Here is a 23,983-nt window from a genome sequence, read left to right on the forward strand (position 1 = left end):
AAAACTATGACAAAAGATCGCAAACAAGCCCTGCTCCAACTCTTGAAAGAAGCTCCTAAAGCCCTTAATGGCCAAAGTTTGGCGGAACATTTTCATGTCACACGTCAGGTCATTGTGCAGGACATTGCAATTTTGAGAGCCGATGGTGCTCCTATCCTATCCACTAATCGTGGCTACGTCTATAAGCAAATTGATACCAATCCTTATGTCCATAAACTTTTCAAGGTGAAACATGAAGTTGAAGAAATCGGTCAAGAACTCCTTGCTATCGTCGATAATGGAGGACGTGTCCAGAACACTTTGATTGACCATCCCGTTTATGGAGAAATTGAAACCTTGCTTAAACTGTCTTGCCGCAGAGATGTTCAACATTTTCTAGAACAAGTCGAGCATTCTGATTTTAGACCTTTATCTGAATTAACAGATGGTGTCCATTACCACCTAGTCGAAGCCGAAACACAACAAGACCTCCACTATATCGAGGAGGCCTTGGATCAGCTCGGTTATTTAGTAAAAGACTAGAAGATTTTCTTTTCCCAATCGTCTTCTGTACGGCGAGGGTAGAAAAATTCAGATTTGTCCGGAGCTTCCATCATCTCCATCAAAGGTAACATATCATAGGCCAGATCCAAGTTTGGAATCTGGTCTTTTTGTACCCAAGAAACTTCTCCTTCATCTGAAGATTGAAGACTTCTAGTAAACTCGGTCTTTTTATAGTCAATTGAACCATATAGTAGATTGAAATAAGATATGAACGAATCGATTAGGGAAGTTAAATTAATTTCTAGAAATGTTTTAGCAGTTGTAGTGCACTATTCTAGTTTCAATCCACTATGAAAACCTCCAGATTAGAAACTATGATTTAATTCACTAACCTGGAGGTTTTAGATAATTATTCAACTCTTATAATTTTGCTAGCCATTTTAGCAAGTAAACATACTAACTAAGCTTCTTAGTTTTCTTTACGACGACGCCCCCCTACAAGACTCAAACTAAGTAAAACACTTGTAATTGCAACTGGAATAGCTAATGTTGATTTTACTGTACCAGTATTAGGTAATGCTTTTGCTGCGTTTTTAACTGCATTTAAATCACCTGCTGTATGAACTGCTTTAATAGCTGCCACTCCAGCTGTTTTAGCTGTTGCTACTTTGTCCGCATCATCCGCTGCTGTAATCTTAGCTTCTTCTGCTGCTTTCGTATCATCAACGGCTTTTTCTTTTTCTGCACGTTGGGCTGCTGTTAAGCTCTTATCGTCTGCGATTTCCGCTTTTTCTTCTGCCGCTGCTGTCGCTAACTCTGCTTTCGCTGCGGTCTTAAGCGATTCTAGGTCTCCATTGTTGTGGACGCCTCGAATTGCTGCTTCACCTGCGGTTTTCGCTGCTGCTACTGCATCGGCATCGACTGCTGAAGTAATCTGACCTTCTGCTTCTGTTTTCTTAGTGTCTACTGCGTTTGTTTGCGTTACGCGGTCTGCACTTGTAACACTATTATCAGAGGCGATTTCTGATTTTTCTGCTTTCGCCGCTTCTTCTAGTGCTGCTTTCGCTGCGGTCTTAAGCGATTCTAGGTCTCCATTGTTGTGGACGCCTCGAATTGCTGCTTCACCTGCGGTTTTCGCTGCTGCTACTGCATCGGCATCGACTGCTGAAGTAATCTGACCTTCTGCTTCTGTTTTCTTAGTGTCTACTGCGTTTGTTTGCGTTACGCGGTCTGCACTTGTAACACTATTATCAGAGGCGATTTCTGATTTTTCTGCTTTCGCCGCTTCTTCTAGTGCTGCTTTCGCTGCGGTCTTAAGCGATTCTAGGTCTCCATTGTTGTGGACGCCTCGAATTGCTGCTTCACCTGCGGTTTTCGCTGCTGCTACTGCATCGGCATCGACTGCTGAAGTAATCTGACCTTCTGCTTCTGTTTTCTTAGTGTCTACTGCGTTTGTTTGCGTTACGCGGTCTGCACTTGTAACACTATTATCAGAGGCGATTTCTGATTTTTCTGCTTTCGCCGCTTCTTCTAGTGCTGCTTTAGCATTAGATTTTACAGTTGCTAAGTTTCCTGGGGTGTGGACACCTTCAATCGCTGTTTTAGCAGTTTCTTTCGCTTGTGCGACTTTATCTGCATCATTTACTGACGCTGCATCGATGGCTTGTTCACCTTGAGTTTTCTTAGTATTAACTTCTTGTACCTTAGCTGTCTTCTCTGTAGTCGTTAAACTTTTATCTCCGTTAATAGCGGTGATCTCTGCTTGAGCAATTCTACCTAATTCAGCTTTGGCATTAGATTTTACAGTTGCTAAGTTTCCTGGGGTGTGGACACCTTCAATCGCTGTCTTAGCAGTTTCTTTCGCTTGCGCGACTTTATCTGCATCATTTACTGACGCTGCATCGATGGCTTGTTCACCTTGAGTTTTCTTAGTATTAACTTCTTGTACCTTAGCTGTCTTCTCTGTAGTCGTTAAACTTTTATCTCCGTTAATAGCGGTGATCTCTGCTTGAGCAATTCTACCTAATTCAGCTTTGGCATTAGATTTTACAGTTGCTAAGTTTCCTGGGGTGTGGACACCTTCAATCGCTGTTTTAGCAGTTTCTTTCGCTTGTGCGACTTTATCTGCATCATTTACTGACGCTGCATCGATGGCTTGTTCACCTTGAGTTTTCTTAGTATTAACTTCTTGTACCTTAGCTGTCTTCTCTGTAGTCGTTAAACTTTTATCTCCGTTAATAGCGGTGATCTCTGCTTGAGCAATTCTACCTAATTCAGCTTTGGCATTAGATTTTACAGTTGCTAAGTTTCCTGGGGTGTGGACACCTTCAATCGCTGTTTTAGCAGTTTCTTTCGCTTGTGCGACTTTATCTGCATCATTTACTGACGCTGCATCGATGGCTTGTTCACCTTGAGTTTTCTTAGTATTAACTTCTTGTACCTTAGCTGTCTTCTCTGTAGTCGTTAAACTTTTATCTCCGTTAATAGCGGTGATCTCTGCTTGAGCAATTCTACCTAATTCAGCTTTGGCATTAGATTTTTCTGCACCAAGATCAAATGCTGTTTTAGGTGCTTTAGGAATTACCACAGCATCACTCATATCTGACGTGGTTTCTCTTGTTGTAAAAGTATTTCCATATGCATCTCTAGGAGGTATGCCACCCTGTGCAATATTTTTAACGGTAATTCGATCATTTTCTCTCAGTGCACTAGTTGGTGTCCACGTTGCCTGTCCATTTGTTGCATTTACTACAGTTTGCTTTTGTCCATTAAGATAAAATTCTACTTTACTTATAGGTGTATTCGCAACTCTTGCTGTAACAACTGGCTTTTTCCCTTCTGCATTTACTAAATCAGCAACACTTACAGTAGGTTTTTTAGGTTTTACGGTTATTGGCACATTTAATGTCGTCCATTGCGAATTATTATTTTTATTATTTAGTACATGAACATGCAAATCGTAAGTCCCAATCATATCATTTGGAATTTTCCCTACTAGTTTTATATTAGTTCCACCTTCAAACGGCCCAATACCATCACTCCGTCTGTTAGTATATTCAGTTCTTGGTCCAGTATTTGGGGTTGTAGTAATATATACATCTCTTGTACTAATGGCTTTTGTATCATATTTTACTTTGATAATAATGTTCTTACCATATCCTAATTCTTCACCGGCAACTAAACTCGATAAATCAGCACCTACTGTTTCATAAGTGAATCTTGTATTGTTTGGAGCAGCTCGTAGTCCACTACCTTCAGGTAAAGCAGTCCCATTCAAGATATGATTATGTCCTGCGATATTCCTATCATTTGGCTCAGTATTTTGGGCTTTCTTCCCTACTGTTTCTTTACCATTTGTTGTATCTAGTTTAGGAGTGTTTTCCTCTAGCGGTTTATGATTCGTTTTCACACGTCTTAAACTACTGTTTTTGTAATTAACTAACTCTTTATAAACCGAATTAACTTCCTCTTGATTGTTAGCAGTTGTTAATACTTCTTTAGCTTTTGCAACTTTTTCTTTTAATCCCTTTACTGAATCTTCAGTGTATTTTTCTGGATCTAATTTGTCAATTTCTTTTAAAAGCGTTTCCAATTTGGTTTTATTAGTGAACACGTCCTCGACTTTGTCATCTTTTACAGATTTTTTGATTTCTGCAGTCTGATTAACAAGTGTCACAGCATTCTCTGATACTTCAAACTCTTTTTTATCTTGAGCTTTAGAACCAGATCCATCTTCCTTGTTAGAAGCTTTATCTTCAGTCTTAGACTTAAGTAGACGCACTTGCTCTGTAAGAAATTGAACTCGACTTACTTGACTTGCAATCGCTTCCTCAGAAGTATTTTCTCCATTAAGTAAACGGTTATTTTCATCGGTTAATTGAGTAAGTTGATTAGCTAAACTGAATAAACTTTTCTCATCTACTTTTGCAATTGCAGCTTGAAGTTCACTAATAGCCTGAACAAGAGGAGACTTATCCACTGTCTTCTGAGCAACTGGTGTTTTATCACCCACTACTTCCTCTTTTGATTTCTCTATAGGATTCTCTTTAGGTGGAACTCCTTCTGTCAGTTCCGTAACACCAACATTTACCTTTTCAGTATTAGCCGTAGCAGGTGATACTGGTAAAGTGTCTGCCTTAACCGCACCATTTGCAAAAAACATTAATGCCGCAACTGCAACACTTGCAGCACCAAAATGGTACTTGCGAATAGAATAACGGAATACCTTTTCTCCGTTCACTTCTCGATTTGATTTTCTCATCTAATCGCCTCTCTCTTATTTTTATTTTTGAGGTACTAAAAAATACCCCCCCTTAAATATTTTAGTAATTTAAGGAAAGGATATGCTTTTTTAATTTTGGGTACCACACTTGTTTTAAAAACATAGTACACTTTCTATTTTACATCTTTCTTAGAAAAATTAACAGTATAACCCATATATTTTTTCTAATTTATACTCTTCGAAAATCAAATTCAAACCACGTCAGCGTCGCCTTACCGTACTCAAGTACAGCTTGCGGCTAGCTTCCTAGTTTGCTCTTTGATTTTCATTGAGTATTAGCATTTAATTTTAGCGAGTATATATACTTTTTTCCTAATCTTCTATTACTATTAGACAAGAAACACAACAAGACCTCCACTATATCGAGGAGGCCTTGGATCAGCTCGGTTATTTAGTAAAAGACTAGAAAATTTTCTTTTCCCAATCGTCTTCTGTACGGCGAGGGTAGAAAAATTCAGATTTGTCAGGAGCTTCCATCATCTCCATCAAGGGTAACATATCATAGGCCAGATCCAAGTTTGGAATCTGGTCTTTTTGTATCCAAGAAACTTCTCCTTCATCTGAAGACCGAAGGCTACCAGAGAACTCAGTCGCCTTATAACAAATGACAATGTAGCGCCCACCTGTATCTAGTGGCCAATTTTTAATGCCGACAAGTTGAGGATTTTGGATCGTCAATCCTGTTTCTTCATAGATTTCACGAATGACAGACTCTGCGAAAGACTCGCCATTTTCTATATGACCTCCTGGAAAGGCATAACCAGACCAGCGATTGGTTTCAGGAGCGCGATACTGCATCACCACGCGCTGCGTTTCGAGGTCTTCAATCAGACAAATATTTGTTAAAATCGTTAATTGTGCTCGAGACATAAATTTACTCACTTTCTAATTTATTACATTTTCAGACTTGTACCAGTGACATTAGCTTCTACTTTTTAAAATCATTTAGAATAAAATACCATCCGTTTTTCCTTTATCGGCTTTCCGAGTTCAAGTGTTTTTTCTTGTCCATCAAAAGTAAAACCCATTTTTTGATAGAAAGCAATAGCGCGCTTATTATCTTTCAATACCCATAAGAAAATTTCAGAAAAATGATCAAGAGCAATCAAAGCTGCTTTTATTAACTTTTGTGCAATACTTTTTCCATAATAGTCTTTTAAAACATATAAGGCAATAATTTCGCCAGCTTGAATAGTCTCATCACGAAAGTTGCCATAACTGATAAAACCAATTACCTTAAGGCCATCTATCGCAATCAATGTATTTTCTGAATACTTTTGACTAAAGAATCGACATCTTTCTAATGTCATTGTCTCCTGAAATTCTGCAGGCAAAAGGTCGTCATAAGCCTCTCTCCACGTTTGCCAGTGAACGAGGGATTTATCTTCTATCTCTTCAGGAGTTTCCATTGATTTGATAATAACCGTCATTTATTTTCTTCTCCTTAATCCAACACCCTGACTTCCTTTGCTACTTTGTGTAGAAATTTTTGTCTTGTTGAACTTGTATTTACTTCACGGCCTAACTCTCCCAAGATTGAAACCCTCTTTGTTTTTATGCCACAGTGATTCAATACAGCATTCTTTAATACTGATATTCCATAACTGTCTGGAATGTTAATCGGACCTGAAAATACTTTGTACCACCAAGTTGGTGCCATGGAGGTTGCATAGATACTAGCCGTTTTTCCTTTTAGTAACTTTTTGAACTGTTTCCCTCTCAAGTAATTCAAAATAAAGTTTCCTTGATTGTTGGCAGAGTATGCAATGCCTGGCGTAAAAACACGATCAATCCACCCCTTCAATAGACTAGGCATACTACTCCACCAAATAGGATAAACAAAAATGAAATGATCTGCCCACTGGATTAATTCTTGAGAGCGTAGAATAAACGGATCGTCCTCCATCCTTTGTCGATAACCATAACGTAAAACAGGATCAAACTCTTCCTCATTAAGCTTAATCATTTCAAGTTCATGTCTCTTTGAGTCTATATTTTCTACAATCGTTTGAAAAATGGCTTGGCAGTAACTTTCTTTATCAGGATGTCCATTAATAACTAAAATATTCATAAAATTCCCCTAATCCAAGGCCTTGACTTCCAGCATCATATCACGAATCTGTGCTGCTAGTTCAAAGTCAAGCACTTCGACGGCTTCTTGCATTTGTTTTTCGAGTTTCTTGACCAGTTCTCTGCGCTCTTGTTTATTAAGACTATTGATATCCACTTCCTTGTCTTCTTCCTTAGAAACTGCCTTGGTTACAGCGATCAGGTCACGGATTTCTTTCTTAATGGTTTGTGGAACGATACCATGCTCTTCATTATAAGCCATCTGGATTTTCCGACGGCGAGCTGTTTCATCAATGGCACGTTGCATAGACTGAGTCACAGTGTCCGCATACATGATAACATGCCCTTCACTGTTACGAGCAGCACGTCCAATGGTCTGGATAAGACCACGTTCGTTACGGAGGAAACCTTCTTTGTCAGCATCGAGAATGGCAACCAAACTTACCTCAGGAACATCAATCCCTTCACGGAGCAGATTGATTCCGACCAAGACATCAAAGACACCCAAGCGCAGGTCACGGATAATTTCCGTCCGCTCCAGAGTTTTGATATCTGAGTGCATGTACTTAACCTTGATGCCCATTTCCTTGAAGTAGTCGGTCAAGTCCTCTGCCATTTTCTTGGTTAAGGTTGTGATAAAGGTACGCTCATTCTTCTCAACACGGGCATTAATTTCACCCAAGAGGTCATCAATCTGTCCCATAGTCGGACGGACTTCCACTTCAGGATCCAAGAGGCCTGTTGGACGAATGATTTGCTCAATCACTGTCTCGGTCTGTTCATTTTCATAGTCACCAGGTGTCGCTGAAACGTAAACAATCTGATGTACATGACTTTCAAATTCTTCACGACGGAGAGGACGATTGTCCAGTGCTGACGGCAAACGGAAACCATAATTGACCAGCATTTCCTTACGCGAACGGTCACCATTGTACATACCCTTGATCTGCCCCATAGTCATGTGACTCTCATCAATCATAATCATGAAATCATCTGGGAAGAAGTCTAGAAGCGTATAAGGAGGCTCACCTTCGCTACGTCCATCCATGTGGCGAGAATAATTTTCAACCCCATTGGTATAGCCCATCTCACGCAACATTTCGATATCATACTCTGTCCGCTGTTTCAAACGTTGGGCTTCAAGCAATTTACCTTCCTTTTCAAAGACAGCTAACTGCTCCTCTAACTCTGCCTGAATCTTGGCAATAGCTACTTCCATGTGGTCGTCATTGGTCACAAAGTGAGTAGCTGGGAAAATCGCCAAATGATCCACTTCTCCCAAGACCTGACCTGTCAAAGCTTCAACCTCACGAATACGGTCAATTTCGTCTCCAAAAAATTCCACTCGAAAGGCGTGTTCATCACGGGAAGCTGGGAAAATCTCCACCACATCCCCACGCACACGAAATCTTCCCCGTTGGAAATCAATATCATTCCGCTCAAACTGAATATCGACCAAGTCATTCAAGAGTTTATCACGAGAGATTTCAAGACCTGGACGGAGACTCACGACACTATCAGCGTATTCCTTGGGCGAACCCAGACCGTAAATACAAGAGACTGAGGCCACGACAATAACATCATTACGCTCCAAAAGAGCCGAAGTCGCTGAGTGTCGGAGCTTGTCAATCTCATCGTTGACAGAACTGTCCTTCTCAATGTAAGTATCGCTAGAAGGTACATAGGCTTCTGGTTGGTAATAATCATAGTAAGATACAAAGTACTCAACAGCATTTTCAGGGAAAAATTCCTTAAACTCCCCATAGAGCTGACCAGCTAGAGTCTTATTGTGGGCAATGACCAGCGTTGGTTTATTAACTTTGGAAATGACCTGACTCATGGTATAGGTCTTCCCTGTTCCAGTCGCCCCCATCAGAATCTGAGCTTTTTCTCCACCCTCTATATTATCAACCAACTGCTCGATAGCTTGGGGTTGGTCTCCTGATGGTTGATATTTTGATACTAGTTTAAATTGATTATCTGTAATGCGGTTAATCATAAGAATCCTCTCTCCATGTGCTATTCCTATTTTAGCATACTTGTAACATTTTCACGAAGAAAAGGACGAACCGAAGTCACATCCTTTCATTTTCTTTCTTTAATTGATAAGAGAGATAGACAATCAAAAGTAGCAAGACTAGACTTGTCATGATAGAACCTTCAATTCCAAAAGAAGCACCTGATAGCCAGTCTTGATCGCCCTGTGGTAAAAAGGTCATCAGCGATGTTCCTGACGGCTGACCACTAACTAAAATCCCAAAGAGATTTCCCTGAGCAAAATTCCATGCGCCATGAATACCTGCAACACCCCAAACTGTATCGGTTTTGAGAAGGTAAAGAGCCATGGCAACTCCAAATAAGAAGAAATTCACTAGAGATAGAGGGGTTAGACCAGAATTGCCCATATGAAGCAGGGTAAAAAATAGGCTAGATATAAGAACAGCAAGTTTTAGATTGGTTCTTGAGGCCAATTGAGGAAGAAGCCAAGCACGGGATACCACTTCTTCTACTGTCCCCTGTAAAATCCAAAATGGGATAGTAAAGACAACAAAGGCAAGCGAATAAGGATTTAAGTGAATAGACTCCAAACGATATTGCCCCAAGGCCACTAAACCTAACAAAGTAAGAAGAAAAAGTGCCAGACCTAGCCCAAATCCTTTAAGAAGATTGCTGAGGAAATTTTCTCTATAAAATCCTAAAGTTCGAATAGGTCTTTTCTCAACTTTTTTAGTCCATCTGAACACGGTGTTGAGAATAAAACCAAAGGCCAGCAATTCTAAAATTAAATGAAAGTCACTTGTTTTATCCATCAAGCTCTGCTGCAAGGTCTGCAAGTAGCTTGCAAGATTTTGACCAGCCTCTCCAAAATTTCTAGCAAGTCCGATGAGAGCTAAGAAACTAATACCATATAAAGTAAAAGCCACAAAGTCTCCTATAAAGACAAAAACAAAGGCTAACAAGGGGCTTGTGTAAATGTTTAAACTCATTTTTGAAGTTTCAAAGTCTTTTAAGATTCTTTTGTCTTTCATAACTATATCCTCTCTTACTATATGATATACCTTTATTATAGCACTTCTGTTGTGTGATTCAAGACAAAACCAGAATTATATATGTTATATCTTCTTACATAGTTTTTATAAAAATTTGCCTTTTTTTACTTTTTCTGATATAATGGGAAAATATTCGGAAAAGGAGACTAAAAATGAAGAAAAAATTTCTAGCATTTTTGCTAATTTTATTCCCAATTTTCTCATTAGGTATTGCCAAAGCTGAAACGATTAAGATTGTTTCTGATACCGCCTATGCACCTTTTGAGTTTAAAGATTCAGATCAAACTTATAAAGGAATTGATGTTGACATTATCAACAAAGTCGCTGAGATTAAAGGATGGAATATTCAGATGTCCTATCCTGGATTTGATGCAGCGGTAAATGCGGTTCAAGCTGGTCAAGCTGACGCTATCATGGCAGGGATGACAAAGACGAAAGAACGTGAAAAAGTTTTCACCATGTCTGATACTTACTATGATACAAAAGTTGTCATTGCAACTACAAAGGCACACAAGATTAGCAAGTACGACCAATTGTCTGGTAAAACTGTTGGTGTTAAAAACGGAACAGCCGCTCAACGTTTCCTAGAAACGATTAAAGATAAATACGGCTTTACTATTAAAACATTTGACACTAGTGATTTGATGAACAACAGCTTGAGTGCTGGTGCCATCGATGCCATGATGGATGACAAACCTGTTATCGAGTATGCTATTAACCAAGGGCAAGACCTCCATATTGAAATGGATGGTGAAGCTGTAGGAAGTTTTGCTTTCGGTGTTAAAAAAGGAAGCAAATACGAGCACCTGGTTACTGAATTTAACCAAGCCTTGGCTGAAATGAAAAAAGATGGTAGCCTTGATAAAATCATCAAGAAATGGACTGCTTCATCATCTTCAGCAGTGCCAACTACAACTACTCTAGCAGGATTAAAAGCCATTCCTGTTAAGGCTAAATATATCATTGCCAGCGATTCTTCTTTTGCACCTTTTGTTTTCCAAAATTCAAGCAACCAATACACTGGTATTGATATGGAATTGATTAAGGCCATCGCTAAAGACCAAGGTTTTGAAATTGAAATCACCAACCCTGGTTTCGATGCTGCTATCAGCGCTGTCCAAGCTGGTCAAGCAGATGGTATCATTGCTGGTATGTCTGTCACTGATGCTCGTAAGGCAACTTTTGACTTCTCAGAATCATACTACACTGCCAATACTATCCTTGGTGTCAAAGAATCAAGTACCATTGCTTCTTATGAAGATTTGAAAGGGAAGACAGTTGGTGTTAAAAACGGAACTGCTTCTCAAACCTTCCTAACAGAAAATCAAAGCAAATACGGCTACAAAATCAAAACCTTCGCTGATGGTTCGTCAATGTATGACAGTTTAAACACTGGTGCCATCGATGCCGTTATGGATGATGAGCCTGTTCTCAAATATTCTATCAGCCAAGGCCAAAAATTGAAAACACCAATCGCTGGAACTCCAATCGGTGAAACAGCCTTTGCTGTTAAAAAAGGAGCAAATCCAGAATTGATTGAAATGTTCAACAACGGACTTGCAAACCTTAAAGCAAACGGTGAATTTCAAAAGATTCTTGACAAATACCTAGCTAGCGAATCTTCAACCGCTTCAACAAGCACTGTTGACGAAACAACTATCTGGGGCTTGCTCCAAAACAACTACAAACAACTCCTTAGCGGTCTTGGTATCACTCTTGCTCTAGCTCTTATCTCATTTGCTATTGCCATTGTCATCGGGATTATCTTCGGTATGTTTAGCGTTAGCCCATACAAATCTCTTCGTGTGATCTCTGAGATTTTCGTTGACGTTATTCGTGGTATTCCATTGATGATTCTTGCAGCCTTCATCTTCTGGGGAATTCCAAACTTCATCGAATCTATCACAGGCCAACAAAGCCCAATTAACGACTTTGTAGCTGGTACTATTGCCCTATCGCTCAATGCAGCTGCTTATATCGCTGAAATCGTTCGTGGTGGTATTCAGGCCGTTCCAGTTGGACAAATGGAAGCCAGCCGAAGCTTGGGTATCTCTTATGGAAAAACCATGCGTAAGATTATCTTGCCACAAGCAACTAAATTGATGTTGCCAAACTTTGTTAACCAATTCGTTATCGCTCTTAAAGATACAACTATCGTATCTGCTATCGGTTTGGTTGAACTCTTCCAAACTGGTAAGATTATCATTGCCCGTAACTACCAAAGTTTCAAGATGTATGCAATACTTGCTATCTTCTATCTTGTAATTATCACACTTTTGACTAAACTAGCGAAACGCTTAGAAAAGAGGATTCGTTAATGGCAAAATTAAAAATTGATGTAAATGATTTACACAAGCACTATGGAAAAAATGAGGTTTTAAAAGGAATTACGACTAAATTCTATGAAGGCGATGTTGTCTGTATCATCGGTCCTTCAGGTTCTGGTAAATCAACCTTCCTTCGTAGCCTTAATCTTCTAGAAGAAGTTACGAGCGGTCACATCACTGTGAACGGTTATGACCTAACTGAAAAAACAACCAACGTTGACCACGTCCGTGAAAATATCGGAATGGTGTTCCAACATTTCAATCTCTTCCCACACATGTCTGTTTTGGACAACATTACTTTTGCTCCTATTGAGCACAAGTTGATGACTAAGGAAGAAGCTGAGAAATTGGGGATGGAGTTACTTGACAAGGTTGGGTTAGTAGATAAAGCTAATGCCAACCCAGATAGCCTATCAGGTGGTCAAAAACAACGCGTGGCCATCGCTCGTGGACTAGCAATGAATCCAGACATCATGCTCTTTGATGAACCAACTTCTGCCCTTGACCCTGAGATGGTCGGAGATGTACTTAACGTTATGAAGGAATTGGCTGAGCAAGGCATGACCATGATTATCGTAACCCATGAGATGGGGTTTGCTCGTCAGGTTGCCAACCGCGTTATCTTTACTGCAGATGGTGAGTTCCTTGAAGACGGAACACCTGACCAAATCTTTGATAACCCGCAACACCCACGTCTGAAAGATTTCTTGGACAAGGTCTTAAACGTCTAAACTCAAACTGTGAGGATTTCCTTGCAGTTTTTTTCTATCTCGTATTGGATTTTTTGATTTTTCGGAAAATTATGTTAGAATTAAGTTTATGAAATGAGATTTCCTCATACCTAGCAAGACTAGGAATAAAAATAGAAATTAGGTAGCTAGATGTCATCTAAGGTTATTGTTACAATTTTCGGTGCGAGTGGAGACCTGGCTAAACGCAAGCTCTACCCTTCCCTATTTAGACTATATAAATCCGGCAATCTTTCCGAGCACTTTGCTGTCATTGGAACTGCCCGTCGTCCTTGGAGCAAGGAATATTTTGAATCTGTTGTAGTCGAATCGATCCTTGATTTGGCAGATAGTACCGAACAGGCTCAGGAGTTCGCTAGCCACTTCTACTATCAAAGCCATGATGTCAATGATACAGAACACTACATTGCTCTACGTCAATTGCAGGCTGAACTTAATGACAAGTACCAAGCCGAACACAACAAGCTTTTCTTCTTGTCTATGGCTCCTCAATTCTTTGGAACCATTGCCAAACACCTTAAGTCTGAAAACATTGTAGATGGTAAAGGTTTTGAACGTTTAATCGTTGAGAAGCCATTTGGTACAGACTATGCAACTGCAAGTAAGTTGAATGACGAACTCCTAGCGACATTTGACGAAGAACAAATTTTCCGTATCGACCATTATCTTGGTAAAGAAATGATCCAAAGCATCTTTGCAGTTCGCTTTGCCAACCTGATTTTTGAAAACGTTTGGAATAAGGACTTTATCGACAATGTTCAAATTACCTTTGCAGAGCGCTTGGGTGTAGAAGAACGTGGTGGCTACTATGACCAATCTGGTGCCCTCCGTGATATGGTACAGAACCATACTTTGCAACTGCTTTCCCTCCTTGCCATGGACAAACCAGCCAGCTTCACAAAAGACGAGATTCGTGCTGAAAAGATTAAGGTCTTTAAAAACCTCTATCATCCAACTGATGAAGAACTTAAAGAACACTTTATTCGTGGTCAATACCGTTCTGGTAAGATTGATGGCATGAAATATATCTCTTATCGTAGCGAGCCAAATGTAAATCCAGAGTCAACAACTGAAACATTTGCATCTGGTGCCTTCTTTGTGAACAGCGATCGCTTCCGTGGTGTTCCTTTCTTCTTCCGTACTGGTAAACGTCTGACTGAAAAAGGAACTCATGTCAACATCGTATTTAAACAAATGGACTCTATCTTTGGAGAACCACTTGCTCCAAACATTTTAACCATCTATATCCAACCAACAGAAGGCTTCTCTCTTAGCCTAAATGGGAAGCAAGTAGGAGAAGAGTTCAACTTGGCTCCTAACTCACTTGATTACCGTACAGATGCGACTGCAACTGGTGCCTCTCCAGAACCATACGAGAAATTGATTTATGATGTCTTAAATAACAACTCAACTAACTTTAGCCACTGGGATGAGGTTGGTGCGTCATGGAAATTGATTGACCGTATCGAAGAGCTCTGGGCTGAAAATGGTGCCCCACTTCATGATTATAAAGCTGGAAGCATGGGACCTCAAGCAAGCTTTGACTTACTTGAAAAATTCGGTGCCAAATGGACTTGGCAACCAGATATCGCCTATCGTCAAGATGGTCGTTTAGAATAAAAAAATTTCCTGCAAGTTTGTAGCTTGCAGGATTTTTGTTTCTGATTAGATTAAGCCTTCCAAGAGACCTTTCATAAAGTTTTCTGAGTTAAATTCTCCAATATCATCGATTTTTTCACCAAAACCAATCAATTTCACAGGAATATTGAGTTCTTCTCGGATAGCTAGAACAACACCACCTCGAGCAGTTCCATCAATCTTAGTCAAGACAATTCCTGTTAAAGGAGTGATTTTCGAAAATTCTTTGGCCTGTACAAGAGCATTTTGACCTGTTGAAGCATCGAGTGCCAGGAATGTTTCATGAGGTGCTTCTGGGACAACACGTTTAATAATACGACCAATCTTTTCCAACTCAGCCATGAGGTTGTCCTTATTTTGCAGACGACCAGCGGTATCAATCATAAGAATATCGATACCTTCAGCGACAGCACGTTCCATACCATCAAAGACCACACTGGCTGGGTCAGCTTTTTCAGGTCCAGTTACTACTGGAACATCTACACGTCGACCCCATTCAGCTAGTTGAGCTACTGCCCCTGCACGGAAGGTATCTGCTGCAACCAGCATGACCTTCTTACCAGCTTGTTTATAGCGGTGGGCTAGTTTTCCGATTGAAGTTGTTTTCCCGACACCATTAACCCCGACAAAGAGCATGACTGTCAAGTCATCTTGGAAGTGAATACTTTCATCGTAGTTGCCATCCTTTTCATAAAGCTCAACCAATTTCTCAATGATGACACGACGAAGGACATCAGGTTTCTTGGCGTTTTCAAGCTTGGCTTCGTAGCGTAGTTCCTCAGTTAAGTTAGAAGCGACTTGGACACCAACGTCACTCATGATAAGCAGTTCTTCCAATTCCTCAAAGAATTCTTCGTCAACAGAGCGGAAATTTGCAAAGAAAGCATTCAAACGAGCACCAAATCCTGTGCGAGTTTTCTTAAGGCTGCGGTCATATTTTTCCTGAACAGTTTCTTCTACTTGAGGCCTTTCTGCTTCAAGCACTTCAAAATTATTTTCTTCTGCAGTTTCTAGGAGCTCAGTATTCTCTTCCTCTGAGACTTCTTCTGAGTTTGGCAATTCTTCGACTTCTTCTTGTTGAACTTCTACAGCTGGCTCTAAATCATAATTTTCTTCAACTGTATCTTGGATTTCCTCTTCTTCAAGCACAGCTTCTTCAGCAATCTCTGCTTCTTCTTGAGAAACTTCCTCAGCTTCTGTAAGAGAAGGCTCAGTATCTTCAGACAAATCAAGATTTTCCAGAGCTTCTTTTACAACTTCTTCGATTTTAGGTTCTTCTTTTTTTCCGAATAGACGGTCAAACAATCCCATATCTTAGTTCTCCTTTAGCACGTATTCTTCGATAGCCCAGGCGACAGCTTCCTCATCATTGGTCATTGGGGTTACCACATTTGCGACTGCCTTGACTTCAGGAACAGCATTTTGCATGGCAACACCGAGTCCTGCCCATTCAATCATAGAAAGGTCATTAGCTTCATCACCACAGGCCATGACTTGGCTTTGATCAATTCCCAGATGGCTGATTAGTTTAGCCAAACCTGTTGCTTTGTGTACATTCTTTGGTGACCACTCTAGCAACATTTCACGTGATTTAAAGATTTCATATTGGTCAAACAATTCTGGAGAAATCTTCTGAATGGCTGCATCCAAGGGTTCTTGAGCAAAGGCAGTCACACATTTATTGTAAGTCGTTTGACTAGATAGGTCTTCAAAGTCAACTGGAACAAAAGTCAAAGCTGGATTGAATTTGGCATAAAGACTTTCTTGGTCCGATTGGATTTGATAGACAGTTCCTTCTGAGATGGCATCAAGAGGCAGTGATAATTTCTCTGTTTCTTCATACAAGCGTGCCACATCATCATATGAAAAGACTGTCTTATCAAGGATTTCACCTGTATTTTTCTGAACCAAACCACCATTAAAGGTAATGGTATACTCATCTTCCTGGCCGTCAGTCCCTAGCTCATGGAGAAAGAAATCCATGGCTTTTAAGGGACGACCAGTTGTCAATACGACCTTGATACCACGATCACGCGCAGCTTTCAGGGTTGCCTTGGTGCGGTCTGTCAGTCTTTTATCAGTAGTCAGCAAGGTCCCATCCAAGTCCAATGCAATCAATTTTATATCTGCCATTATAAGCCCTCCATATAAGCGATAACCGACTGATCCTTATGGTGACCAATCACAGTTTCTGCTAATTCTAAAATTTCTGGTCGTGCATTCTCAGGAGCTACAGAATGTCCAACAACCTGCATCATGTGCAAGTCATTCAGATTGTCTCCAAAAGCCATGACCTGATCCATGCTGATGGCAAGTTTTTTAGCTAATTCAACAATAGCCACTCCCTTATCGACATAGTCCAGAACAATATCAATGGATTCAAAGCCAGTTGTCATAGCCTTAACACCAGGAACATTTTTGTTTACCCAAGCTTCTCCAGCTTCTAGCGTTTCTTCTGTGAAGTTGGTTGTAAATTTGAAAATGTCATCTGTGATATCTTCTAAACTCGCTACTTTTTGGATATTTTCATTATAATGCTGGCTCTCTTTCAAATAGGTCTCATCAACCGTATCCAGAACATAAGAGCCTTTTTTCCCTGTTAAAAGCAATTTATTGATATCGACATAAGGTGACGTTTTCAGTTTTTCAAAAGTTGCCAGATAAAAGTCACGAGACATGGTCGCTTCATACAAGTCCTGACCTTGATATTCGACCAAACTGCCATTTTCCGCGATAAAAATAATGTCATCACGAACATGAGCAAATAATTTTTCTAAAGACAGAAATCCCCGACCCGAAGCTACCGCAAAATAAATCCCTTTTTCCTTGTAGGAAGCCAAAAGTGACTTGAGGCGATCCATATCAAAGCGCCCATTCCCATCTAGGAAGGTTCCGTCCATATCCGTTGCTACTAGTTTAATCATAAATTCTTCATACTCCAATTAATAAATCTATCTTCTATTATACCATAGAAAAAGCAAATAGCGCCTAATCCATTTGAGATTAGACGCTTGATAAACTTCCGACTTTATCACTTAATTTTTATCCAATACAGCTTAACCCTTTGGTATATCTGGATTTTTTCTAAATTCCCAAACTAACTTCCACCGCCAATAAAAGTTGAAATTAATCCAATAAAAATCATGACCACCCGTCTAACGGGTGGTTTGAACCAGGGCTATAAGCCCAAATTACCAGAGTCTGGGACAAAATAGTTCTCAGCCACAAAAAAGCTAGAGATTTCCAATAGCGGAACTCTAGCTTTTTAATTTTGAGTCGTTCTCTTATTGTATTTTAGGAGGTTATTGGCCATAAGTACCAATCCCATGTCAATTCTCACTTGACGCTTGCCCCTCAGATTACATCTCTTGTACCCCAAACAAGCCTTTATCTGCCCAAAGACAGGTTCCACATCAATCTTGCGTTGAGCGAAAATCTGTCTACCTTGGGGAGATAAAAGCGCCTGACATTCTTTATCTTTCAAGTTTTGATAGCGTTCGTTTATATACAGTCCCTTTTGAGGAGCTGATTCAGGTTCATCTGCGTAGTAAACCTTGATTTCCTGTTGAAAGTCCGTCTGTGTTTTCTGATGTTTGATATGGTGAAAACGATAGCACCAACCATTAGGATGTGTGTAGCTATCCTCCTTGTCATTATAGTGCCAATTCGCTAAGTTTTTAGCTGACTGTTTATACCCTCTCTTTTGTTCCTTATCAAACATGGCATATTTAATCAGATGGTTTACCTGCTTTTCATCTAAACGAAGGAGGTTCTCTTCACTTCCATATCCAGCATCTGCAACAACTGTCTGTACATCATGTGGATAGGTTTCAAGAAATGGCAGAAGAGTCTTGGTGTCTGTCGGATTTGAGAAGATATCATAGTGAAGAACAAATTGGTTTTCAGTAGCAATTTGAAGATTATAAGCAGCCTTGAGTTGGCCATTTTTCATATGGTCTTCTTTCATCCGCATAAAAGTGGCATCTGTATCGGTTTTAGAAAAACTGTTACGCCCTTCAAATGTCTCCTGATAGCTCTCATATTTTTCAGCACGTACTGAAAAATCATCCTTGACTTTACGCAAGACTTTCTTGAGTTTACGACGCTGGGTTTTACGTTCATCCTTTCCTTTAACGGGTGTCTCCTCAATGTCCTGGTTCAGTTTTTCCAATTCTTCTTCAAGAACTTGAGCGAATTCAAGCAACTGCTCTGAAGAAATTGATTCTTCTTCATCCAGCTTAATAGCTTGATGGATAAGGGGAGTGATTTCTTCTTGAAAATAGACCTGTATCTGTTCTTGAAGTTTGGCGGAGAATTTCTCTGTCGCTTTCTTCCACACGAAACTATACTTGTTGGCATTGGCTTCAATCTTAGTCCCGTCAATAAACAAGCAATCTAAGGTCACTAACTCTTCCATTTTTAAACGAAGATTGAGGTTGATGAAAAGATTACGAATGAGTTCTTCCACCCCTTCAGCTACACGAAAACGATTGATAGTGCGGTAGCTGACAACCAACTGTCCTGTTAGGTACTGCATAGCCAGATTTTCAATCATCATTTTTTCAATTTTTCGTCCAGAGAAAATCCCTTGTGAATAGGCAAATAGAAGAGTAGATATAAGCATTTTAGGGTGATAAGACGGGCGACCAAAGGCATGATAGAAGGCGTGGAAGTGACTATCCTTCAAGGTATTTACCACTTTTTCAATAGTAAAGACAAGATGGTCTTGTGGCAAGAAGGAACTGATTTCTAGTGGTAAAGTTGTTTGATTTGTGTTATAGTGAATATGCATGGGATAGCCTTTCTAAATGGTTTATTAAGCAATTCTATTTTACCAAGACTATCGCAACCATGCAAAAAAGCAACGGCAAATCCGTTGCTTTTTTTGGAGAAAAGAGACTATTGTCCCAGTCTCTTTCACGTTGTTCAAGCCTTATTGCTCTTGACTCGTCACTTGCCCTCTCAAAGAGGCTTTAATATTACTTACCACTATCCCTAAAGGGATCCTCATATTCTTTTACACTTAATTTATCTAGTGCTATATCATGCTTTTCCTGTTCTTGAATATATTTCTTAATTGTGGCTTCATTGAGTTCAACCGTACTCACATAATAACCTTCCGCCCCAAAATGCCGATTCCCAAACTTGTACTTGAAATTGGCGTGTTTGTCAAACATCATGAGTGCACTTTTACCTTTTAAATAACCCATGAAACTTGAAACACTTATCCTTGGTGGAATACTTACTAACATATGTACATGGTCTGGAATTAAGTAACCCTCGATAATTTCAACTCCTTTATAACCACACAAGCGATGAAATATTTCTCCTAAACTACTTCGATATTGATTATAGATTACTTTTCGTCTATACTTAGGGGTGAACACAATGTGATACTTACAATGCCACTTTGTGTGCGATAAACTATGTGCCTTTTATGCCATATTTTTCTCCTTTCGCTTTACAATTGGATTGAACACCTTTATTGTATCGCGTTTGGAGTTTTTTGGGTATAACCTTCGACGCGCACCCGCATAGCGGGTGGTTTTTTGTCTCGCACCTAACGAAGCGAGACGGACTAACAGTCACATAATCAAAAAAACGCATAATATCAAGTGTTAAAAACCTTGATACTATGCATTTTACTGTGGAAAGATTTACTTCATTTTCTCCTGAAGTTGAGTTTTTGCCCAGCCTCAAAGTTGAATTTACAGTTTAACAACAAAATTATTTAATAAAGCTATTAAATAATTAGAGAAACCAAAGCAATACTTTCAAGTAGCCAAACCAGGGGGATATATTTATTTAGTTATTGCTACCTAATCCTGTCTGGATCCACAAATAATCTAACTTCTCCAGTTTGATCATCAACAATAGCTTTTACTTCAACCCCCTTTTTTATAAACCCTTTAGAGGAAGTTATATCAAGCCTTAGTCGAATAACATCATCTGAATTACCAAACCCACTCGTTAGAGTTCTAAATGTTTTTTCATAATAGATTAGCCACCTGCACTAGATAGTGAAGAAGCAGATGATATAGAGCTACCACAACTACCAGCACATGCAAAGCTACCTCCAGTCGCAAATGAACCCGCAGTAGTGAAACCTGCTAACTCTGCTTCATCAAATTGCTCTTCTATATAAACATCTTCCATAACACTGAGATTAATAGTAGATATAGTAGTGTTATAAATATTTTCCATTTTCAATACCCTTTTTCTATGATAAATTATGCAAACTAACCGAAGGACGATGCACTGCCTCCGCTTGAAGCAGTAGCTACACAACCTCCAAAAGTCGATGCAGAGGAAAATGTTGAAGCAGAACCCCATGTTCCAGCCATATTATCCATTTCTAACTGTTCTTCCAAAAAAGTTCTTCAGTAATAAATGGATTTATTTCTTCAAGAATATGTTCCATTATTCTATTTCTCCTCTCTTTATAATTTAAAAATACATTAACTGTTGTATAAGATTATCACCGCTCTCAATTACAATTCACGTATTTTTAATCCCCCCGGTACTAGCAGGTTAAAATAAAATTTAACCTACTAGTACCGGGGAACATTTATATCGTAAGATAAGTTATTTTTTAATAGGGGATATTTTCAAATTTCCTGAATTCTTCTTTTTTCCAAACAATAAACCGCTAAAGTGAATACAAAAAACAAGATAAACAATAAAAAGAGAGAGAGTTCTTTGGATAACCACATTTTTTCGCTTATATTCATTTCGAATAAAATAAAATCATTCAAAATTATCAGAGGATTCCAAAAAAGATACTTATAAAATATCGTAACTTCCTTTCCTAATAAACTAGCGAATAAAGTTGGCATTGAGATTGAAAACATCAATATCAAATTTACAGGTGTCATGATTGCATTAACTTTAGACATACTCTTAATAAATAAGGAAATTAATATTCCTAATGGATACATCACTATAAAAATAATATTTGAAGCAATACTAAGATGGATAATGTGAGTATACATATTTTTCACTATTGATAAGAACAAAAGTAAAAGAGGTAATTGGAATACATTAAACAACAAGAGCATAGCTACAAAAGTACCAATATAAAATTCTAGATTACTAACATCAGTATGTGATAAAAATTAAAAAAATTTGTTTGTCTTTTTTCTGTAAAACTACTAATGTTTAAAGTGAAAGAGAATGATAAAACGAGTAGCATCAAACTCATAGGTAAAAATTGCCCATAGAGTAACAAACTTATAATATCTGTGTTATTTAATATATTTTTAATTGCTAGACCAATAATTAAAAATACAGTAGATGGAATAATTGAACTGATAATGATTCCATAATTTCTCATATTTTCTAAAAAACTAAACTTAATCATCCGTAATATTTTTTTCAATATTTAAATCCTCTTTTCATATATTGTCTTCCCAGTAACTGCCAAATATAAGTCTTCTATGGTATTTACTTTATAGTTAGAGAACAGATTATTATAGTCTCCACAACATTTGACATTACCATTATCTAAAATTATCAAATCACTCGTGAATAACTGCATATCCTCTAATTCATGACTAATAACAATGAATAATTTATCAAGATAATTTTGGGATAAGTACTGATTGAGTTCTTTTTTCTTTTCAAAATCCAACTCTGAAAATGGTTCATCCAAAATTACAATTTTCTTATTCATTACTAATGAAATGAATATTGATAGGGATTTACGCTGTCCACCTGATAAAGATTTCACCTTTTTCCTTAAAATATTAGCAATCTCAAGAAAATTATAGAGCTCCTGATCAAATCGATACGACGAGACCGAAGATTTAAAAAAATTGATTACTTCTGACACTTTTAAATTTTCTAGTATATTAAAATGCTGAGGTTGATAAGCTATTTCTCTATAAAATTGAACCTTTTTATTATAAGTAATGCTGCCCGTATAGCTTATATGCCCTGCGATACAATCAATTAAAGTAGATTTTCCTGATCCGTTTTTTCCAAGTAAAAAATACCTCTTACCTTTTTCCAATTCTAGATTCACATCCCTTAAAGCAACTGTGTCTTTGTATGTTTTAACAACATTAGATATAACTAATTTTTCCATTTTTATCTCCTATTCTACTGCAAACGCGAAAACTGGCATTTGGGTATTCAAAGAATTCTTAGTCAGACCATAAAATTCAACAAGTATAATTGTCTTGCATCTCTGTGCCTTTCTTGTGTTTGTGGTGAACAACAAGTATAACACAGAGGTGTTTTCTTATGCCTATAATTAGCTTTCATTTGACAACAGCTTCAAGCCTCTTATCAAATGAAATCGAGTACTAGCTATAAGCTAGTGGGACCATCTAATTTTTAGGAGTGCTGGGTGGCTAACTTCATTATAGAACTTTCAAAAACCAAAATCGTCAAAAATTTTGAAATTTTCTTTATACTCGGACTTCCTTTCCGTTTTTATTTATTGTATAATAAATAAAAACGGATTTAATTTTTGTTGGGAAAATGGGAAATTATGAAATCAAAACTTGGCATCACACTTAGAAAAGTTCGTAAAGGAAAACAAATTAGTCTATGCTCTGTAGCAGATGAACATCTTTCAAAATCTCAAATATCTAGATTCGAACGTGGGGAATCAGAGATATCTTGTATTCGACTTATCAATATTTTAGACAAATTACACATTACTTTAGATGAGTTTCTTGTTTTACATGATGAAGATTATACTAATACTGAATTATTCGCTAATTTGGTTCAATATATTCGTAAGCAATATTCATCACAAAACATCAATAATATAGCCGCTCTACTTTCTGACTCATCACATTACACTTTAAATTCTTTCGAGAAAACAATGATAAAATCCATTCTACATACAATGGATTCCAGCATTATTCCATCAAATAAAGAATTACTTCAATTGACAGATTATCTCTTCAAAGTTGAAAAATGGGGTTACTATGAAATCACTTTATTAGGTAACTGTGTACGAACAATAAACTACAACTCCTACTTCCTATTAACAAAGGAAATGTTGAACAATTACATCTACTCTTCATTGAATAAAACAAATAAGCGAATTGTCACTCAATTGGCCATCAATTGTCTAATTCTGAGCGTAGATAAGGAAGAATTTTCAAACTGTACTTGTCTAATCACCGAAATAAAAGCATTATTAGATAATGAATTAAACTTTTATGAACAGACAGTTTTTCTCTATGCAACTGGTTACTTTGAATTTAAATGTCATTCAGATAGCGGAATTGAAAAAATGAAACAGGCCATACAAGTGCTTGATATTTTAGGAGAAGACAAGTTAAAATTACACTATACTAGACATTTCGATAAACTGGTAAACAAAGAATAGATGAAATGATTCTCTACCATTTAACATTTTACAAATCA

The 23,983-nt window shown here is 38.3% G+C and carries 19 protein-coding genes and 3 pseudogenes; 7 read left to right on the top strand and 15 right to left on the bottom strand.

What is annotated here, in order from left to right; all coding sequences use genetic code 11:
- Nucleotides 1-6: 6 nt before the first annotated feature.
- Complete coding sequence (locus SK642_RS05505; RefSeq protein WP_000159186.1) at nucleotides 7-522, top strand: transcription repressor NadR; 516 nt, start codon at nucleotides 7-9, stop codon at nucleotides 520-522.
- Here SK642_RS05505 and SK642_RS05510 read toward each other — a convergent pair.
- Together SK642_RS05510 and SK642_RS05515 are read right to left on the bottom strand one after the other, a co-directional pair.
- Nucleotides 519-731 (bottom strand): annotated as a pseudogene (locus tag SK642_RS05510) (hypothetical protein); the annotation flags it as partial. The gene SK642_RS05505 and the pseudogene SK642_RS05510 sit on opposite strands and share 4 nt — an antisense overlap.
- Nucleotides 732-952: 221 nt before the next feature.
- On the bottom strand, nucleotides 953-4,744 hold the full coding sequence (locus tag SK642_RS05515; protein ID WP_033683747.1) for a YSIRK signal domain/LPXTG anchor domain surface protein: 3,792 nt from the start codon (nucleotides 4,742-4,744) through the stop codon (nucleotides 953-955).
- 349 nt (nucleotides 4,745-5,093) lie between these two features.
- On the opposite strand from SK642_RS05515, the pseudogene SK642_RS10530 reads away from it, so the two are divergent.
- A pseudogene (locus SK642_RS10530) lies at nucleotides 5,094-5,171 on the top strand (DNA-binding transcriptional regulator); the annotation flags it as partial.
- On the opposite strand, the gene SK642_RS05520 reads toward SK642_RS10530, so the two are convergent.
- The 5 genes from SK642_RS05520 to SK642_RS05540 all read right to left on the bottom strand — a co-directional run bounded on the left by SK642_RS05520 (nucleotide 5,168) and on the right by SK642_RS05540 (nucleotide 9,864).
- Entirely contained in the window at nucleotides 5,168-5,635 is a 468-nt protein-coding gene (locus SK642_RS05520) for an 8-oxo-dGTP diphosphatase (RefSeq protein ID WP_033683748.1), read from the bottom strand. The pseudogene SK642_RS10530 and the gene SK642_RS05520 overlap by 4 nt on opposite strands.
- Before the next feature lie 71 nt (nucleotides 5,636-5,706).
- Nucleotides 5,707-6,195 (bottom strand): GNAT family N-acetyltransferase, encoded by a 489-nt coding sequence (locus SK642_RS05525; RefSeq protein WP_033683749.1) that lies wholly within the window; start codon nucleotides 6,193-6,195, stop codon nucleotides 5,707-5,709.
- Nucleotides 6,196-6,209: 14 nt separating this feature from the next.
- Nucleotides 6,210-6,836 carry an NAD(P)H-dependent oxidoreductase gene (locus SK642_RS05530; RefSeq protein ID WP_033683751.1) on the bottom strand — a complete coding sequence of 209 codons (627 nt, stop codon included), beginning with the start codon at nucleotides 6,834-6,836 and terminating at the stop codon, nucleotides 6,210-6,212.
- Nucleotides 6,837-6,845: 9 nt separating this feature from the next.
- Nucleotides 6,846-8,834 carry an excinuclease ABC subunit UvrB gene (gene uvrB, locus SK642_RS05535; RefSeq protein ID WP_033683752.1) on the bottom strand — a complete coding sequence of 663 codons (1,989 nt, stop codon included), beginning with the start codon at nucleotides 8,832-8,834 and terminating at the stop codon, nucleotides 6,846-6,848.
- 76 nt (nucleotides 8,835-8,910) lie between these two features.
- A complete protein-coding gene (locus tag SK642_RS05540) occupies nucleotides 8,911-9,864 on the bottom strand; it encodes a CPBP family intramembrane glutamic endopeptidase (RefSeq protein ID WP_033683753.1) in 954 nt (317 codons plus the stop codon).
- 173 nt (nucleotides 9,865-10,037) lie between these two features.
- Here SK642_RS05540 and SK642_RS05545 point away from each other — a divergent pair, with 173 nt between their 5' ends.
- The 3 genes from SK642_RS05545 (at nucleotide 10,038) to zwf (ending at nucleotide 14,581) form a co-directional block, all read left to right on the top strand.
- Entirely contained in the window at nucleotides 10,038-12,203 is a 2,166-nt protein-coding gene (locus SK642_RS05545) for an ABC transporter substrate-binding protein/permease (RefSeq protein ID WP_033683754.1), read from the top strand.
- Complete coding sequence (locus SK642_RS05550) at nucleotides 12,203-12,943, top strand: amino acid ABC transporter ATP-binding protein (protein WP_033683755.1); 741 nt, start codon at nucleotides 12,203-12,205, stop codon at nucleotides 12,941-12,943. The genes SK642_RS05545 and SK642_RS05550 overlap by 1 nt, the downstream gene beginning before the upstream one ends.
- 150 nt (nucleotides 12,944-13,093) lie before the next feature.
- On the top strand, nucleotides 13,094-14,581 hold the full coding sequence (gene zwf / locus SK642_RS05555) for a glucose-6-phosphate dehydrogenase (protein WP_000096104.1): 1,488 nt from the start codon (nucleotides 13,094-13,096) through the stop codon (nucleotides 14,579-14,581).
- 45 nt (nucleotides 14,582-14,626) lie between these two features.
- Here the strand turns inward: zwf and ftsY are convergent, their stop codons facing one another.
- The 4 genes from ftsY to SK642_RS05575 form a co-directional block, all read right to left on the bottom strand.
- Nucleotides 14,627-15,910, bottom strand: coding sequence for a signal recognition particle-docking protein FtsY (gene ftsY / locus SK642_RS05560; RefSeq protein ID WP_033683756.1), 1,284 nt, complete (start codon nucleotides 15,908-15,910; stop codon nucleotides 14,627-14,629).
- Nucleotides 15,911-15,913: 3 nt separating this feature from the next.
- Complete coding sequence (locus tag SK642_RS05565) at nucleotides 15,914-16,732, bottom strand: Cof-type HAD-IIB family hydrolase (RefSeq protein ID WP_033683757.1); 819 nt, start codon at nucleotides 16,730-16,732, stop codon at nucleotides 15,914-15,916.
- Nucleotides 16,732-17,523, bottom strand: coding sequence for a Cof-type HAD-IIB family hydrolase (locus SK642_RS05570; RefSeq protein WP_033683758.1), 792 nt, complete (start codon nucleotides 17,521-17,523; stop codon nucleotides 16,732-16,734). The genes SK642_RS05565 and SK642_RS05570 overlap by 1 nt, the downstream gene beginning before the upstream one ends.
- Before the next feature lie 341 nt (nucleotides 17,524-17,864).
- Nucleotides 17,865-19,391: an IS1182 family transposase gene (locus SK642_RS05575; RefSeq protein ID WP_033683759.1), complete on the bottom strand. Its 1,527-nt coding sequence runs from the start codon at nucleotides 19,389-19,391 to the stop codon at nucleotides 17,865-17,867.
- Here SK642_RS05575 and SK642_RS10930 point away from each other — a divergent pair.
- The gene (locus tag SK642_RS10930; RefSeq protein WP_235230858.1) at nucleotides 19,352-19,576 is read left to right on the top strand and encodes a hypothetical protein; all 225 of its coding nucleotides are present in this window, start codon (nucleotides 19,352-19,354) and stop codon (nucleotides 19,574-19,576) included. The two genes, SK642_RS05575 and SK642_RS10930, sit on opposite strands and share 40 nt — an antisense overlap.
- A gap of 2 nt (nucleotides 19,577-19,578) precedes the next feature.
- Here SK642_RS10930 and tnpA read toward each other — a convergent pair.
- The 4 genes and pseudogenes from tnpA to SK642_RS05600 all read right to left on the bottom strand — a co-directional run.
- Nucleotides 19,579-20,028, bottom strand: a pseudogene (gene tnpA, locus SK642_RS05580) (IS200/IS605 family transposase); the annotation flags it as partial.
- Between the two features lie 571 nt (nucleotides 20,029-20,599).
- Complete coding sequence (locus tag SK642_RS05585; RefSeq protein WP_200872273.1) at nucleotides 20,600-20,755, bottom strand: thiocillin family RiPP; 156 nt, start codon at nucleotides 20,753-20,755, stop codon at nucleotides 20,600-20,602.
- An 83-nt stretch (nucleotides 20,756-20,838) separates the two neighbouring features.
- Nucleotides 20,839-20,970 (bottom strand): thiocillin family RiPP, encoded by a 132-nt coding sequence (locus tag SK642_RS10535; protein WP_265182542.1) that lies wholly within the window; start codon nucleotides 20,968-20,970, stop codon nucleotides 20,839-20,841.
- A 1,010-nt stretch (nucleotides 20,971-21,980) separates the two neighbouring features.
- A complete protein-coding gene (locus SK642_RS05600; RefSeq protein WP_033683765.1) occupies nucleotides 21,981-22,685 on the bottom strand; it encodes an ATP-binding cassette domain-containing protein in 705 nt (234 codons plus the stop codon).
- A 408-nt stretch (nucleotides 22,686-23,093) separates the two neighbouring features.
- On the opposite strand from SK642_RS05600, the gene SK642_RS05605 reads away from it, so the two are divergent.
- Nucleotides 23,094-23,945 (top strand): helix-turn-helix domain-containing protein, encoded by an 852-nt coding sequence (locus SK642_RS05605; protein WP_033683766.1) that lies wholly within the window; start codon nucleotides 23,094-23,096, stop codon nucleotides 23,943-23,945.
- Nucleotides 23,946-23,983: the final 38 nt, after the last annotated feature.

It is taken from the genome of Streptococcus mitis (genome assembly GCF_000722705.1).
Classification (GTDB): Bacteria; Bacillota; Bacilli; order Lactobacillales; family Streptococcaceae; genus Streptococcus; species Streptococcus mitis_P.

Bases quoted from the DNA above. Each gene is read 5' to 3' on its own strand.
- SK642_RS05605 (WP_033683766.1), top strand. From the start codon at position 23,094: ATGAAATCAAAACTTGGCATCACACTTAGAAAAGTTCGTAAAGGAAAA.
- SK642_RS05585 (WP_200872273.1), bottom strand. From the start codon at position 20,755: ATGGAAGATGTTTATATAGAAGAGCAATTTGATGAAGCAGAGTTAGCA.
- SK642_RS05505 (WP_000159186.1), top strand. From the start codon at position 7: ATGACAAAAGATCGCAAACAAGCCCTGCTCCAACTCTTGAAAGAAGCT.
- SK642_RS05600 (WP_033683765.1), bottom strand. From the start codon at position 22,685: ATGGAAAAATTAGTTATATCTAATGTTGTTAAAACATACAAAGACACA.
- SK642_RS05565 (WP_033683757.1), bottom strand. From the start codon at position 16,732: ATGGCAGATATAAAATTGATTGCATTGGACTTGGATGGGACCTTGCTG.
- SK642_RS05525 (WP_033683749.1), bottom strand. From the start codon at position 6,195: ATGACGGTTATTATCAAATCAATGGAAACTCCTGAAGAGATAGAAGAT.
- ftsY (WP_033683756.1), bottom strand. From the start codon at position 15,910: ATGGGATTGTTTGACCGTCTATTCGGAAAAAAAGAAGAACCTAAAATC.
- SK642_RS05520 (WP_033683748.1), bottom strand. From the start codon at position 5,635: ATGTCTCGAGCACAATTAACGATTTTAACAAATATTTGTCTGATTGAA.
- uvrB (WP_033683752.1), bottom strand. From the start codon at position 8,834: ATGATTAACCGCATTACAGATAATCAATTTAAACTAGTATCAAAATAT.
- SK642_RS05540 (WP_033683753.1), bottom strand. From the start codon at position 9,864: ATGAAAGACAAAAGAATCTTAAAAGACTTTGAAACTTCAAAAATGAGT.
- SK642_RS05530 (WP_033683751.1), bottom strand. From the start codon at position 6,836: ATGAATATTTTAGTTATTAATGGACATCCTGATAAAGAAAGTTACTGC.
- SK642_RS05575 (WP_033683759.1), bottom strand. From the start codon at position 19,391: ATGCATATTCACTATAACACAAATCAAACAACTTTACCACTAGAAATC.
- SK642_RS05545 (WP_033683754.1), top strand. From the start codon at position 10,038: ATGAAGAAAAAATTTCTAGCATTTTTGCTAATTTTATTCCCAATTTTC.
- SK642_RS05570 (WP_033683758.1), bottom strand. From the start codon at position 17,523: ATGATTAAACTAGTAGCAACGGATATGGACGGAACCTTCCTAGATGGG.
- SK642_RS05550 (WP_033683755.1), top strand. From the start codon at position 12,203: ATGGCAAAATTAAAAATTGATGTAAATGATTTACACAAGCACTATGGA.
- SK642_RS05515 (WP_033683747.1), bottom strand. From the start codon at position 4,744: ATGAGAAAATCAAATCGAGAAGTGAACGGAGAAAAGGTATTCCGTTAT.
- zwf (WP_000096104.1), top strand. From the start codon at position 13,094: ATGTCATCTAAGGTTATTGTTACAATTTTCGGTGCGAGTGGAGACCTG.